This window comes from Pseudomonas sp. TWP3-1 (assembly GCF_049896625.1).
Taxonomy (GTDB): Bacteria; Pseudomonadota; Gammaproteobacteria; order Pseudomonadales; family Pseudomonadaceae; genus Aquipseudomonas.
Genome location: NZ_JAFCUQ010000013.1, coordinates 35088 through 48397 on the forward strand (window position 1 = coordinate 35088; position 13310 = coordinate 48397).

The following is a 13310-nucleotide window of genomic DNA, read 5'->3' on the forward strand; positions in this document are numbered from 1 at the left end:
AAACGGTGGCTGCGCAATTGAGAAATGAACTCAATAGAAATAGTTGGGTCAGTCCTTGTCAGGGTCTTATTCCTACGGATAATGCCGAACTTTTTCCGCAATCTTGAGCCTTCGATTCGCTTATGTTGTCCAGAACCTTGATGTGCCTTGCTGTCTTCAGTGCGTCCACGCCCCTGCTTGCCGATACTGTCTGGTTGAAGAACGGTGACAAGCTGAGCGGTAAAATTACCGTTTTCGACGGCGGCAAACTATTGATCCAGACCAAGTACGCTGGCGCCGTCTCGATTGACTGGAAAGAGGTCAAGACCCTGGAAAGCGATCAGGAGTTATTGGTCAAGCAGGACGCCTACAGTGGCGAGAAAGCCAAATCGCTGAGCGCCGCCGAAGAAGGCAAGGTCACCCTGGCCAACGGCGAAGCGCCGAAGACTGTGGAGCTGGCGAGCATTCAGCAGATCCTCAAGCCTAAACCTGTCGTCGAAGATCTGGTGTGGAAGGGTAATGTGGATCTGGCGCTGGATTATCAGCGTGCCGAAAAAGACACCGACGACTATGACGTCGGCTTCAAGACTACTGCGCGTCACGGCCGCTGGCGTCACATCGCTGAAGGCGAATACAACCGCGAAGTGCAGGATGACGTGACCACCACTGACAATTGGCGCGCCGAGTATTCCCTCGATCGCTTCCTGACGGATCAGTGGTTCTGGCAGGGTCGTGTGAATTACAAGCGCGATCACATCGAAGAACTGGCCCGTCAGCGTGTGGTGGGTACCGGTCCGGGCTACCAGTTCTGGGATGATGAGTTGGGCGCGTTCTCTCTTGGCTCGCTGTTCAACCGCACCGACTATCAGTATCGCGACGGCGCCAAAGACAACTTCTATTCGATCGCTATGAAATGGGATTACAACCGTTACCTGATCGGCAAGAAAGTCGAATTCTTCACCAACGGCGAAGTGGGCAAGCCGCTTTCCGGTGTGGCCGATTACGCACTGGATGCCGAGATGGGCCTGCGCTACAAGGTCACTGACTGGGCGTCGCTCAACCTCAAGGCTGAGCGTGACATCATCAGTGGTACCAACGATGCGGATTTGAACAAGACCCGTTACACCGCAGGGTTTGGCGTAGCCTGGTAACACCGCCTACGAAAAATCGCAGCCATTGCGGCTGCGATTTTTTTTGCGCGCACAAAACACACGCCCACAAAAAAGCCCCGCTTTTGAGGGCGGGGCTTTTTACTAAAGAAGCTACAAGTTAGATAACTTGTACTTCCTCAGCTTGCATGCCTTTCTGACCGCGGGTAGCGATGAAAGAAACCTGTTGGCCTTCTTTCAGGCTTTTGAAGCCGTCGGATTGGATAGCTTTGAAGTGAACGAACAGGTCGTCACCGGATTGTGGAGTGATGAAGCCGAAGCCTTTTTCATCGTTGAACCACTTAACGGTACCGGTTTGGCGATTAGACATGGTGTAACTCCTTGAACAAAGATAACTGCGACGCAGGAAGTGCCCTGGCCGAGACTGAGTGCAAAGAGCAGGAAAAATTCTTGTAGATGGTTGGATCGAAATTCAACATATCGTGTAGAGATTCTCAGTGACACAAGCAACACAGTGACGCCACCTTAACCGGTTTTTCGTAACGTGCCAATGTTTCTTGCAAAGGTTTCTTGAATTTAAGGATCAGCGGTTCCGCGGATCGTCGCCACGCCCCGTATTTCCGGGGAGTTCGGCGAGAATTGCTCGACGGACTTTGAACGCGGCGGCGCGCCCGGTAAGATGCCGGACAGATTTTTTCTCCACCTCGTTATTCAGGACACCCGCCATGAGCATCAAATCGGACAAGTGGATTCGCCGCATGGCGCAGGAACACGGCATGATCGAACCGTTCGTTGAGCGCCAGGTGCGTGGCAACGACGACAACCGCGTGATCTCCTACGGTGTGTCGAGCTACGGCTACGATGTGCGTTGCACTAACCACTTCAAGGTGTTCACCAACATCAACTCGTCCATCGTCGACCCGAAAAATTTCGACCCGGGCAGCTTCGTCGACGTCCACAGTGACGTCTGCATCATCCCGCCGAATTCCTTTGCGCTGGCCAGCACCGTCGAATACTTCCGTATTCCACGGAACGTTCTGACCATCTGCCTGGGTAAAAGCACCTACGCGCGCTGCGGCATTATCGTCAACGTGACGCCGCTCGAGCCTGAGTGGGAAGGTCATGTGACGCTGGAGTTCTCCAACACCACCAACCTGCCGGCGAAGATCTACGCCAACGAAGGCGTGGCGCAGATGCTTTTCCTCGAATCCGATGAGGAATGCGAAGTTTCCTACAAGGACCGTGGCGGCAAGTACCAGGGCCAGCGTGGCGTAACACTGCCGCGTACCTGAGTCGTCCATCCGGCGGATGTCGGGAATTCTTTGGCGGGCAGACACTCTATGGGGTGTACTGCCCGTTTTTGTTTCTGGCAAAACGGGCCTTCGCCGAGGAGTGCTACATGAAGATCGATCCGCATATCACTGCCGAACTCGCAAGGCTTGAGCCCAATCAGATTGGCGTTCTGGCCTGGTCCCTGTTGGCGCACCCGCCCATCAGCATGGCCGGCGGTATTCCTGGTCAGCCTGATCCCGATACCCCAAACGAGCAGCCGACCGAACCTGGCGAACCGACGTTGCCGGACGAGCCGCCACCCGCGCCTGTCGCCTGATCCGCACATTCATGCATGGCCCGTGAGTTGAAGTCTGAACAACATTTCAACTCACGGGCCATATTTCGTTATCACCGATGACGAAAATCCTGCAACTGTCATCCCGATCAACCTGATAGCCGCCAGTAAACGCACCGAACGCCGGCAGCAAGCTGATCCGCTCACCCAATCTGAAACACGCCAGGCGCAGACTTTGCCGACCTTTGCCGTGCAGGCGATAGACCGGATGCACATGGCCCGCCAGCACATGCCGCTCAGGATGCGCATCCGGTTCGTGTTGCAAGGCGAACGGCCCGAGCAGCAGCGGCTCCGGCACCACCCGGATGTTCAGCGAACCCGGTGGATCGCCCGCGCGTTTGTCGTGGTTGCCGCGAATCAGCGTCATCGGCAGATCCGCATGGCGAGCGCGCCACTGTGCCAGCGTCTGCAAGGTCCCGGCGGCATGCGAACCCGGGCCGTGCAGGAAATCGCCAAGGAAAATCAGTTGCCGACACGGCAGTTTCGCCAGCATCCGCTCGATCACTTCAACGTTACTGGCCGTGGTGCCATGCGGCACCGGTTGACCGAGGCTGCGATAGGCCGCGGCTTTGCCAAAATGCACATCGGCAATCAGCAACGCCTGCTGAGCCGGCCAATACATGGCTTTCTCCGGCAGCAGCCACAGTTCCTCGCCCGCGAGGCGCACTGGATAGGGCGCATCCATCAGGATTTACCGCTGTCGGCAGTTTTTTCCAGATCGCCGACCATGCGCCTGATGCGGTCAGCAAGTTTTTCCGAACTCATGCTTTCGCGCATGCGCTCCACCAGCAACGGAAAGCCGAGCGGTGTAGGACGTTTGATCAGGTGCAGGTCGAGTTTCATCCGGTTGATGCGCTCCAATGTCTGTTCCAGTCGACGAATATCCAGTTCTTCGCGCAGGACTTCTTCCCCGGCCTGCGCCAGCAACAGGTTGTCGGCGTCGTATTGTTTGAACACTTCGAAAAACAGACCGCTGGAGGCCTGCACTTGTCGGGTGCTTTTCGGCGCACCGGGATAGCCGGCGAACACCAGCCCGGCGATCCGTGCGATTTCCCGAAAGCGCCGCAATGCGAGTTCACCCGCATTGAGGCTGGCCAGCACGTCGCGCAATAAATTCTCGGGGCTGAGCAGTGCGGCGTCGAGGTGCTGCGACCAGTCGACGGGCGTGGCGCTGAGTAATTCGAGTCCGTAATCGTTGACCGCAATCGAGAACGTAACGGGCTGTCGTTGACTGACGCGCCACGCCAGCAGGCTGGCCAGCCCCAAATGCACTTGGCGACCGGCAAACGGGTAGATAAAAAGATGCCAGCCTTCGCGGGATTTCAGCACCTCGGCCAGCAAGTTGTCGCGGGTCGGCAGGCCGGACCAGCGCGCCTGGGTTTCCAGTAATGGGCGCAACGCCTGCATCTCCGGGCCAATAAACTGGCCCTGCTCAGCGGCACTGAAACGCTCGACCACCGCTTCGGCGAGTTCATTGGAGAGCGGCATGCGCCCGCCATTCCAGCGCGGCACCGCAGCTTTTTTCGCGGTGCTGCGTTTGACGTATGCCGTCATGTTTTCTACCCGCACCAGTTCCAGCAAGCGTCCCGCGAACAAGAAACCGTCCCCCGGTTTGAGCCGCGCGATAAAGCCTTCCTCGACACTGCCCAACTGCTTGCCACCACCGCCCTTGCTCCAGAATTTCAGCTGAATGCTCGCATCGCTGACGATGGTGCCGATGCCCATCCGATGGCGCCGCGCCAAGCGTGCGTCGGGTACGCGCCAGACGCCATGCTCATCCGGCTCGACCCTTCGGTAATCCGGATACGCCGTCAGAGACATCCCGCCGTGACGTACGAAAGCCAGCGCCCACGCCCAATCGGCAAGGCTCAGTTCGCGATATGCCCAAGCGCCACGGACTTCTTCGTACAGCTCATCGGGCAGAAACCCACCGCCAAGCGCCATGCTCACCAGATGCTGCACCAGCACATCCAGTGGTTTGTGCGGCGACTGGCGCGGTTCGATCCGTCGCTGGGCTACGGCGTCCTTGGCTGCTGCGGCTTCGATCAATTCCAGGCTGTGCGTCGGCACCAATGTCACCCGCGACGTGCGTCCGGGAGCGTGGCCAGAACGGCCGGCACGCTGCATCAAACGGGCGACGCCTTTGGCCGAGCCGATTTGCAGCACGCGTTCGACCGGCAGGAAATCCACCCCCAGATCCAGACTCGACGTGCACACCACGGCTTTCAATTGGCCATTCTTCAGTGCCTGCTCAACCCAGTCGCGGGTGTCGCGCGCCAGCGAGCTGTGATGCAAGGCAATCAATCCGGCCCAGTCCGGCCGTGCCTCTAGCAAGGCCTGATACCAGATCTCCGATTGCGCCCGCGTGTTGGTGAACACCAGGCTGCTGGCGCAGGCGTCAAGTTCGGCGACCACTTGCGGCAACATCTTCAGGCCGATGTGTCCGGCCCAGGGAAAACGCTCGGTAGCGGGTGGGAGCAGCGTATCGACCGCGAGCGTTTTTTCGCTTTGGCCCTGAATACTCACGCCGCCACCCTGTGGGATCAGCACTTCTTCGGCGTGGGATTGATTTCCGAGGGTGGCGGATACGCCCCAGACGATCAGTTCGGGATTCCAGCGCCGCAGCCGTGCGAGTGCGAGTTGCAGTTGCACGCCGCGTTTGTTGCCGAGCAGTTCATGCCATTCATCGACCACGACCATGCGCAGGGTCGCCAGCGCAGTTTGCGCGTCGGCGCGGGCGAGCATCAGGGTCAGGCTTTCCGGGGTGGTGATCAGCGTGGTCGGCGGCCGGCGGTTTTGCCGCGCGCGTTCGCTGCTGCCGGTGTCACCAGTGCGCAAGCCGACGCTCCAGGGGATTTGCAGATCGTCCAGCGGCGCCTGCAACGCACGCGCAGTGTCGGCAGCGAGGGCGCGCATCGGCGTAATCCACAGCACTGTCAGCGGTTCAGCAAGCGGTTTGCGCTTGCGCGTGGTTTCTACTGGCGCGCGTAGACGGGCAAAGCGATTCAGCGCGGCAAACCATACCGCATAGGTTTTACCGGCGCCGGTGCTGGCGTGCAGCAATCCGGATTCGCCGCGTTTAACCGCCGCCCACACCTGTTTCTGAAAGGCGAATGGTTTCCAGCCGCGGGCGTTGAACCAGAGTCTGGCGAAGTCGGTGGAGGTTCCCATGCCGGCGGTATGCGCTCTGAACGTGTTCCTTCAGTGACCGCGCCGGCATAGGTTTAGTTTTACTTGAGATTGCCGCTGAGGAATTGCTTGAGACGTTCGCTCTGCGGATTGCCCAGCACATCTTCCGGCGCGCCTTCTTCTTCCACCAGCCCTTGATGGAGAAACAACACCTGGCTGGACACCTTGCGCGCAAAACTCATCTCGTGGGTGACCATGATCATGGTTCGGCCTTCCTCGGCCAGACCCTGAATCACCTTCAGCACTTCGCCCACCAGTTCCGGGTCGAGCGCCGAAGTCGGTTCGTCGAACAGCATCACCTCAGGCTCCATCGCCAATGCTCGTGCGATGGCAACCCGTTGCTGCTGGCCGCCAGACAGAAACGCCGGATACTGATCCGCCACGCGCGCCGGCAACCCTACTTTGTCCAGATAACGCCGCGCACGGTCATCAGCTTCCTGCTTGCTGCAACCCAGCACCCGACGCGGGGCCATGGTGATGTTTTCCAGCACGGTCATGTGGCTCCACAGATTGAAATGCTGGAACACCATCGCCAGCCGCGTGCGCAGGCGTTGCAGTTCATCGGCGTCGGCGACGTGCATGCCGTGGCGGTCGTTGACCATGCGGATTGCCTTGCCATCAAGGCTCATGGCGCCGTCGTTGGGTTGTTCGAGAAAGTTGATGCAGCGTAAAAACGTGCTTTTGCCCGAGCCGCTGGCGCCGATCAGGCTGATCACGTCGCCGGTCCTGGCCTTGAGCGAGACGCCTTTGAGCACTTGATGGTCGCCATAGCTTTTGTGCAGGCCTTCAACGGTCAGTTTGTACATGGGACAGACATCCTCAAGGCGAAAGTAGGTAGCCGCTGCGATAGGCTTCAGCGCCCGCGACGTGGGCGATCACCATGCCGGCGGTGGCCATGCGCCGCAGTGAGCGGGCATAGAGCAGACCGGCAGTGGTGCAATGGATGGGCGTGATCCGATCACTGATCGGATCGATGACCTCGGCAATCTGCTGCCCGGCCTTCAGGTATTCGCCGGGGGTGACGCTGTACACCAGCAGCCCGCCGACCGGTGTAACCACCGGTTCGACCCCGGCCAGCGGCGTGGCGGGGAAGGGTAGCGGCGGCTGCGGTTTGGTTTCGCCCACGATCGCGTCGAACTGGATCAGGTAGTCGATCAGCGCCTGACAGTCGCGGCTGGCCAGCGGATGGCTGACGTCACCCTGACCGCGCAACTCGACGGTGACGGAGAAACTGCCAAGCGGAATCTCGAACTGTTCGCCAAAGCGCTCCCTCAATTGCCACCAGAGCAGCGTGAAGCATTCATCAAACGACTGACCACCGGAATCAGTGGCCAACAGGCTCGCCTGCGATCCGATATAACGCGCCAGCGGCTCGACCTGCGGCCACGCTTCGGGCGTGGTGTACAGGTGAACGATGGATTCAAAATCGCAGTGCAAATCCAGCACCATGTCCGCATCGCAGGCCATCCGTTGCAGGGTCAGGCGCTGAGATTGCAACTGCGTGGCGGGCGATTGCCGGGCGAGGGCGTCGCGCAGGCTGGCGCGGATCAGTTCGAGGTTGTGCTGCGGGTCATCGCCGAGCCGGCCTTCGATCTGGTTGCCGATTTCTTCGCTGAGATCGACGAACCAGCGATTGAAATTCTGCCCGCTCTCCAGTTCATAGCGACCCAGCGGCACGTCCATCAGCACTTGTTCGAGGCCGACCGGATTGGCCACTGGCACCAGTACGATTTCGCTGCGCAGACGGCCGGCGGCTTCCAGCTCCGCCAGCCGCTGCTTGAGGTGCCAGGCCACGAGCATGCCGGGCAGTTCGTCGGCGTGCAGCGAGGACTGGATGTAGATCTTGCCTTTGGCCTTGTCCGGGCCGAAATGGAAACTGTGGATCTGGCGTGCGGTCCCCGGCAGCGGGGCCAGCAGGTCGTGTATCTGGTGGCGCATTTGTTGTTTCCCGAAACGGAAAAGTCTTAGTGGGTCGGCCCGAGGAAGGCCAGCCAGCGGCGTTCGGCGAGGCGGAACAGGCCGACCAGCGCAAAGGTGATGGTCAGGTAAATCAACGCGGCGATGCCGAACGACTGGAACGTCAGGAAGGTCGCCGAGTTAGCGTCCCGCGCAACTTTCAGAATGTCCGGAACGGTCGCGGTGAAGGCCACGGTGGTCGAATGCAGCATCAGAATCACTTCGTTGCTGTAGTACGGCAGCGAACGGCGCAGGGCCGAGGGCATGATTACGTAGGCGTACAGCTTCCAGCCGGTCAGACCGTAGGCTTTGGCCGCTTCGACTTCGCCGTGGTTCATGCTGCGAATCGCCCCGGCGAAAATCTCCGTGGTGTAGGCGCAAGTGTTGAGGGCGAAGGCGAGGATCGTGCAGTTCATCGCATCGCGAAAGAAACTGTCGAGCAGCGGTTGCGCGCGTACGGCGGCGAGGCTGTAGATCCCGGTGTAGCAAATCAGCAGCTGGATATACAGCGGCGTGCCACGGAACAGGTAGGTGTAGAACTGCACTGGCCAGCGAATGTAGAAATTCGGCGAGACGCGAGCAATCGATAGCGGGATCGACACGAGGAAACCGATGAAAATCGAGGCGCTGAGCAGCCACATCGTCATCGCCAGCCCGGTGATGTTCTGGCCGTCGGTATAAAGGAAGGCTTTCCAGTATTCCTGCAGAAGTTCGATCATCGTACGGCCTCCCGCGCGCCGGCAGCGTAGCGGCGTTCGAGCCAGCGCAGGATGAAGTTGGAAGCGCTGGTGATCAACAGGTAGATCAACGCGGCGATCACCAGAAAGTAGAACAGTTGATAGGTGCTCTTACCGGCGTCCTGCGCGGCTTTGACCAGATCAGCTAGGCCGATGATCGACACCAGCGCGGTGGCTTTGAGCATCACCATCCAGTTATTGCCGATGCCCGGCAGGGCGAAGCGCATCATTTGCGGGAACACCACATAGCGAAAACGCTGACCGCGCTTGAGGCCGTAAGCCGTGGCGGCTTCGACCTGACCGCGTGGCACCGCGAGGATCGCGCCGCGAAACGTCTCGGTGAAGTACGCACCATAGATGAAGCCCAGGGTCAGTACCCCGGCGCTGAACGGGTCAATCTCGATGTATTCCCATTCCATGTAGTCGGTGAGCGTCGTCAGCCAGGTTTGCAGGCTGTAGAAGATCAGCAGCATTAGCACCAGATCCGGCACGCCGCGAATCAGCGTGGTGTACAGCTGCGCCGGCAGACGTACGAGTTTGACTTTTGACAGCTTGGCACTGGCGCCGATCAGGCCGAGCAGCACGGCCACCAGCAGCGACAACGCCGATAATTTGATAGTCATCCAGGTGCCCTGCAACAGCAGCGGGCCGAAGCCCTGAAGACTGAACGCGGAGAGCCCCAGATTTTGTAAGAGGTTTTCGAACATAAATCAGCAACCTGACCGAATGAAAAAGGCGCCCATCAAGGATGGGCGCCGGCGCATTATTTGCCGCTGTACAGATTCAGATCGCCAAAGTGTTTCTTTTGAATCTCGGCGTATTTGCCGTCGTCGTGTAACGCTTTGATACCTTTATCCAAAAGCGCTTTCAGCTCGGTGTTACCTTTCTTGATACCGATAGCCGTTTTGGCTGGCAGCAGTTCGCTGTCGACCGGTTTGCTGACTTCGTAGCCTTCGCCTTTAGGCGACTTCAAGAACCCCAGTTCAGCTTGCAGCATGTCCTGGATCGCGGCATCGAGACGCCCGGAAGTCAGGTCGGAATACACCTGATCCTGGTTCTGATAGGCCTGGGTTTTCACACCGGCCTTGTCCAGTACGGCTTTGGCGTAGGCTTCCTGAATGGTGCCTTGCTCGTAACCGACGGTTTTGCCTTTGAGGGACGCGACGTCTTCGCTCAGTCCGGAGCCCTTCTTGAACACGTAAGCGGTCGGGCCGGAGAACAGCTCAGCAGAGAAGTCGATGACTTTCTCGCGGGCCGGAGTCACGGTCATCGACGAGATCACGCCGTCGAATTTGTTGGCCTTGAGGCCCGGAATCATGCCGTCGAAGTCACTTTCGACCCACTTGCACTTGACCTTCAGCTCGGCGCAGATCGCGTTGCCCAGATCAATGTCGAAGCCCACCAGGCTGCCATCCGCCGCTTTCGACTCGAATGGTGCATACGAAGGATCAACGCCAAAACGCAGTTCTTTGTACTCCTTGGCCAACGCGGAACCCGCGGCCATGCACAACGCCAGTGCAGAAAGAGTCAGCAATGCTTTTTTCATTATTCAATCCCTAAGAACCAATATGAGCGCTTGTGGCGCAGAATTATTGTTACTGGAACGCTTACGACTTATAGAAAGTAGCAATTTCCGAACCATAGTCCCGAACAAGTGTTTTAAAAGGCGTGGGAAGAGGACGGTGGGGAGGGGAATGCACGGAATCGGGCGCACGCAAAACGCTGCACCAGGTTGGTTCGGTCTGTATGAATTTATGACACTGACAGCTCTTGTGGCGAGGGAGCTTGCTCCCGCTGGAGGGCGAAGCACTCCCCCGCATTTCTTCAGACAAACCTGGGTGCTGAAGTTGCGACTGCTGCGCCGTCGAGCGGGACGGTGCGGCGATCCGACAAGCTCCCTCGCCACAGGGTTTTTCTGTCTGTCCCTGGAAAGTGGGTCAGGCGAGGAGTTCTTGCAGGGTGGCCAGGCTGTCAGCCTCTTCCACGGTCTTGTCCTGGCGCCAGCGCAACATGCGCGGGAAGCGCACCGCGATCCCGCTCTTGTGCCGGCGTGACAGCGCGATGCCCTCGAACCCCAGCTCAAACACCAGACTCGGTTTTACGCTGCTGACCGGACCGAATTTTTCCACCGTAGTCTTGCGCACGATGCTGTCGACCTGACGCATTTCCGCGTCAGTCAGCCCCGAATACGCTTTGGCGAACGGCACCAGCGCCCGTTGACTGGAATCCGGCGGGCCGTCCCACACCGCAAAGGTGTAATCGCTGTACAAACTGGCCCGGCGCCCGTGACCGCGCTGGGCGTAGATCAACACCGCATCAACGCTGAACGGGTCAACCTTCCATTTCCACCACACGCCCATGTCCTTGGTGCGGCCCACGCCGTACATGGCGTCGCGGGCCTTGAGCATCATGCCTTCAACGCCCAGACGCCGAGAGGCTTCACGTTGTTTGGCCAGATCGAGCCAATCGCTGCCGGTCAGGATCGGCGAGGGCATCAGCACCGGGCTGTTGCACTGCGCAATCACCTGCTCGAGTTGCGCGCGGCGTTTGACCTGCGGCTGATTGCGCCAGTCTTCGCCCTGCCATTCCAGCAAGTCGTAGGCGAGGACAACGACTGGCACTTCTTCGAGGATTTTCTTGTCGAGGGTTTTGCGGCCGATACGCTGTTGCAGCAGGGCGAACGGTTGCACCGCTGGCGGTTCCGTCGATTGCGGGTCGAAGGCATCTTCGGTGGTCGGGTGAGTGCTTTTCCACACCACAATTTCGCCATCGATCACCGTGCCATCGGGCAAGCCGTGCACCAGCGTTTCGAGTTCGGGAAAACGTTCGGTGACCAGTTCTTCACCGCGCGACCAGATCCACAGCCGCCCCTCACGCTTGACCACTTGCGCGCGAATACCGTCCCATTTCCATTCAATCTGCCAGTTGCCGGGAGGTCCGAGCAGCGCGTCGAACTGTTCAACAGGCTGCGACAATCCATGGGCGAGGAAGAACGGGTAGGGCTGACCGCCGCGCTGGGCGTGTTCATCACTGGATTCGGGGGCGATCAGCTTCAGGTAACTGGCGGCGCTTGGCCGATTGGAGAGGTCGGTGTAACCCACCAACCGCTGCGCCACACGCTTGCTGTCGAGTCCGGCCATTGCCGCCAGTGCGCGGGTCACCAGCAGTTTCGACACGCCAACACGGAAGCTGCCGGTTATCAATTTGATGCACAGCATCAGGCTCGGCCGATCGAGTTGCGCCCACAGCGCTGGCAACTGGCGCGCCAGGTACTCCGGGGTTTCACCGCGCAACGGCAGGAGTTTGTGCTCGATCCACTCGGCGAGCCCGGCCTCGGAGCTGTGCGGATTTTCCGGTAGCACCAGCGAGATGGTTTCCGCCAGATCGCCGACAGACTGGTAACTTTCCTCAAACAGCCACGGCCTCAGGCCCGACACCTCGACCGCCAGCTCACGCAAAATACGCACCGGCACCAATTGCCGGGGCCGCCCGCCGGATAAAAAGTACACAGCCCATGCCGCATCTTCCGGCGCAGCCTTGGCGAAAAAATCCTGCATGGCCGCCAGTTTGGCGTTGCTGGACGTGGTGGCGTCGAGTTCGGCGTACAGCCCGGCGAAATCTTTCATGGCTGCACCTCGGCGACGGCGGGTTCGGCGCTGATGTTGTCCTCTTCATCGTCGCCGTATTCGGTGTTGAAACCTTGCGCGTCCAGGCCTTGTTCGCGCAGATGGCGTACCAGCACGCCGATTGAACCGTGGGTGACCATCACCCGTTCAGCGCCAGTCTGTTCGATGGCCCACAGGAGGCCGGGCCAGTCGGCGTGATCGGACAGTACGAAACCTCGATCCACCCCGCGCCGACGCCGCGTGCCACGCAGGCGCATCCAGCCGCTGGCAAAACTGTCGCTGTACTCGCCGAAGCGGCGCATCCAACTGCTGCCACCGGCCGAGGGCGGGGCGATGACCAGGGCTTGGCGCAGCATTGGGTCATTTTTCTGCACGTCCCCGGCGTAGATCGTCGGCGGTAGATACACGCCGGCCTCGCGGTAGACGCGATTGAGCGGTTCGACCGCGCCATGGCTGAGAATCGGGCCAAGGGTTTCGTCGATGCCGTGCAGAATCCGCTGGGCCTTGCCGAAGGAATAGCAGAACAACACGCTGGCCTTGCCGGCCGCGATGTTCTCCGCCCACCACTGATTAATCTCGGCAAACACTTGGGCTTGCGGCTGCCAGCGGTAGATCGGCAGGCCGAAAGTCGATTCGGTGATGAAGGTGTGGCAGCGCACCGGTTCGAACGGGGCGCAGGTGCCGTCGGGTTCGATCTTGTAATCACCGGATGCGACCCAGACTTCGCCGCCATATTCCAGCCGCACCTGGGCTGAACCGAGCACGTGCCCGGCGGGGTGAAAACTCAGGGTGACGCCATGGTGGGTCAGGCGCTGGCCGTAATCGAGGGTTTGCAGGCTGATGTCCTGGCCCAATCGCGCGCGCAGAATCCCTTCGCCGGGGCTGGCGGCCAGATAGTGCTCGTTACCGGTGCGGGCGTGATCGCCGTGGGCATGGGTAATCACCGAGCGTTCGACCGGTCGCCACGGATCAATGTAGAAATCCCCTGCGGGACAGTACAAACCTTCGGGGCGCGCGATAACAAGGTCCATGTCCTTACCAGGTGGGGGGGCTTGTTAGCTATGAGGTTTTGGCGGGCTCAGAAGTT

The 13310-nt window shown here is 59.7% G+C and carries 13 protein-coding genes; 3 read left to right on the plus strand and 10 right to left on the minus strand.

The annotated features are described in order from the left end of the window. Nucleotides 1–122 precede the first annotated feature (122 nt). Nucleotides 123–1130, plus strand: coding sequence for a DUF481 domain-containing protein (locus ACP7BN_RS18105; protein ID WP_426205499.1), 1008 nt, complete (start codon nucleotides 123–125; stop codon nucleotides 1128–1130). A gap of 118 nt (nucleotides 1131–1248) precedes the next feature. Here the strand turns inward: ACP7BN_RS18105 and ACP7BN_RS18110 are convergent, their stop codons facing one another. After that, a complete protein-coding gene (locus ACP7BN_RS18110) occupies nucleotides 1249–1458 on the minus strand; it encodes a cold-shock protein (RefSeq protein WP_002554837.1) in 210 nt (69 codons plus the stop codon). 355 nt (nucleotides 1459–1813) lie between these two features. Between ACP7BN_RS18110 and dcd the strand changes: the two genes are divergently transcribed. Beyond that, complete coding sequence (dcd, locus tag ACP7BN_RS18115; protein WP_129390062.1) at nucleotides 1814–2380, plus strand: dCTP deaminase; 567 nt, start codon at nucleotides 1814–1816, stop codon at nucleotides 2378–2380. 107 nt (nucleotides 2381–2487) lie between these two features. After that, a complete protein-coding gene (locus ACP7BN_RS18120) occupies nucleotides 2488–2697 on the plus strand; it encodes a hypothetical protein (protein ID WP_212549564.1) in 210 nt (69 codons plus the stop codon). Nucleotides 2698–2743: 46 nt separating this feature from the next. Here ACP7BN_RS18120 and pdeM read toward each other — a convergent pair whose 3' ends face one another. The 9 genes from pdeM to ACP7BN_RS18165 all read right to left on the minus strand — a co-directional run bounded on the left by pdeM (nucleotide 2744) and on the right by ACP7BN_RS18165 (nucleotide 13254). Further along, the gene (pdeM, locus tag ACP7BN_RS18125; RefSeq protein ID WP_426205500.1) at nucleotides 2744–3400 is read right to left on the minus strand and encodes a ligase-associated DNA damage response endonuclease PdeM; all 657 of its coding nucleotides are present in this window, start codon (nucleotides 3398–3400) and stop codon (nucleotides 2744–2746) included. Continuing rightward, nucleotides 3400–5886, minus strand: coding sequence for a ligase-associated DNA damage response DEXH box helicase (locus tag ACP7BN_RS18130; RefSeq protein ID WP_426205501.1), 2487 nt, complete (start codon nucleotides 5884–5886; stop codon nucleotides 3400–3402). Before ACP7BN_RS18130 ends, pdeM begins: the two co-directional genes overlap by 1 nt. Before the next feature lie 59 nt (nucleotides 5887–5945). Further along, nucleotides 5946–6710, minus strand: a complete 765-nt coding sequence (locus ACP7BN_RS18135) for an ABC transporter ATP-binding protein (RefSeq protein WP_420648237.1) — start codon at nucleotides 6708–6710, stop codon at nucleotides 5946–5948. 13 nt (nucleotides 6711–6723) lie between these two features. Next, nucleotides 6724–7842 carry a succinylglutamate desuccinylase/aspartoacylase family protein gene (locus tag ACP7BN_RS18140; RefSeq protein ID WP_426205502.1) on the minus strand — a complete coding sequence of 373 codons (1119 nt, stop codon included), beginning with the start codon at nucleotides 7840–7842 and terminating at the stop codon, nucleotides 6724–6726. Between the two features lie 26 nt (nucleotides 7843–7868). Then, nucleotides 7869–8579: an ABC transporter permease gene (locus ACP7BN_RS18145; RefSeq protein WP_426205503.1), complete on the minus strand. Its 711-nt coding sequence runs from the start codon at nucleotides 8577–8579 to the stop codon at nucleotides 7869–7871. Next, nucleotides 8576–9304 carry an ABC transporter permease gene (locus ACP7BN_RS18150; RefSeq protein ID WP_426205504.1) on the minus strand — a complete coding sequence of 243 codons (729 nt, stop codon included), beginning with the start codon at nucleotides 9302–9304 and terminating at the stop codon, nucleotides 8576–8578. The genes ACP7BN_RS18145 and ACP7BN_RS18150 overlap by 4 nt, the downstream gene beginning before the upstream one ends. 56 nt (nucleotides 9305–9360) lie before the next feature. Next, nucleotides 9361–10143 carry a transporter substrate-binding domain-containing protein gene (locus tag ACP7BN_RS18155; protein WP_426205505.1) on the minus strand — a complete coding sequence of 261 codons (783 nt, stop codon included), beginning with the start codon at nucleotides 10141–10143 and terminating at the stop codon, nucleotides 9361–9363. Between the two features lie 391 nt (nucleotides 10144–10534). Continuing rightward, on the minus strand, nucleotides 10535–12223 hold the full coding sequence (locus tag ACP7BN_RS18160) for an ATP-dependent DNA ligase (protein WP_426205506.1): 1689 nt from the start codon (nucleotides 12221–12223) through the stop codon (nucleotides 10535–10537). Then, the gene (locus ACP7BN_RS18165; protein ID WP_426205507.1) at nucleotides 12220–13254 is read right to left on the minus strand and encodes a ligase-associated DNA damage response exonuclease; all 1035 of its coding nucleotides are present in this window, start codon (nucleotides 13252–13254) and stop codon (nucleotides 12220–12222) included. Before ACP7BN_RS18165 ends, ACP7BN_RS18160 begins: the two co-directional genes overlap by 4 nt. Nucleotides 13255–13310 lie beyond the last annotated feature (56 nt).

What these genes read in the sequence shown, in the direction of transcription:
- ACP7BN_RS18105 (WP_426205499.1), top strand. Translation starts at nt 123, where the DNA reads ATGTTGTCCAGAACCTTGATGTGCCTTGCTGTCTTCAGTGCGTCCACG.
- ACP7BN_RS18110 (WP_002554837.1), bottom strand. Translation starts at nt 1,458, where the DNA reads ATGTCTAATCGCCAAACCGGTACCGTTAAGTGGTTCAACGATGAAAAA.
- ACP7BN_RS18120 (WP_212549564.1), top strand. Translation starts at nt 2,488, where the DNA reads ATGAAGATCGATCCGCATATCACTGCCGAACTCGCAAGGCTTGAGCCC.
- ACP7BN_RS18145 (WP_426205503.1), bottom strand. Translation starts at nt 8,579, where the DNA reads ATGATCGAACTTCTGCAGGAATACTGGAAAGCCTTCCTTTATACCGAC.
- ACP7BN_RS18140 (WP_426205502.1), bottom strand. Translation starts at nt 7,842, where the DNA reads ATGCGCCACCAGATACACGACCTGCTGGCCCCGCTGCCGGGGACCGCA.
- ACP7BN_RS18135 (WP_420648237.1), bottom strand. Translation starts at nt 6,710, where the DNA reads ATGTACAAACTGACCGTTGAAGGCCTGCACAAAAGCTATGGCGACCAT.
- pdeM (WP_426205500.1), bottom strand. Translation starts at nt 3,400, where the DNA reads ATGGATGCGCCCTATCCAGTGCGCCTCGCGGGCGAGGAACTGTGGCTG.
- ACP7BN_RS18165 (WP_426205507.1), bottom strand. Translation starts at nt 13,254, where the DNA reads ATGGACCTTGTTATCGCGCGCCCCGAAGGTTTGTACTGTCCCGCAGGG.
- dcd (WP_129390062.1), top strand. Translation starts at nt 1,814, where the DNA reads ATGAGCATCAAATCGGACAAGTGGATTCGCCGCATGGCGCAGGAACAC.
- ACP7BN_RS18160 (WP_426205506.1), bottom strand. Translation starts at nt 12,223, where the DNA reads ATGAAAGATTTCGCCGGGCTGTACGCCGAACTCGACGCCACCACGTCC.
- ACP7BN_RS18130 (WP_426205501.1), bottom strand. Translation starts at nt 5,886, where the DNA reads ATGGGAACCTCCACCGACTTCGCCAGACTCTGGTTCAACGCCCGCGGC.
- ACP7BN_RS18155 (WP_426205505.1), bottom strand. Translation starts at nt 10,143, where the DNA reads ATGAAAAAAGCATTGCTGACTCTTTCTGCACTGGCGTTGTGCATGGCC.
- ACP7BN_RS18150 (WP_426205504.1), bottom strand. Translation starts at nt 9,304, where the DNA reads ATGTTCGAAAACCTCTTACAAAATCTGGGGCTCTCCGCGTTCAGTCTT.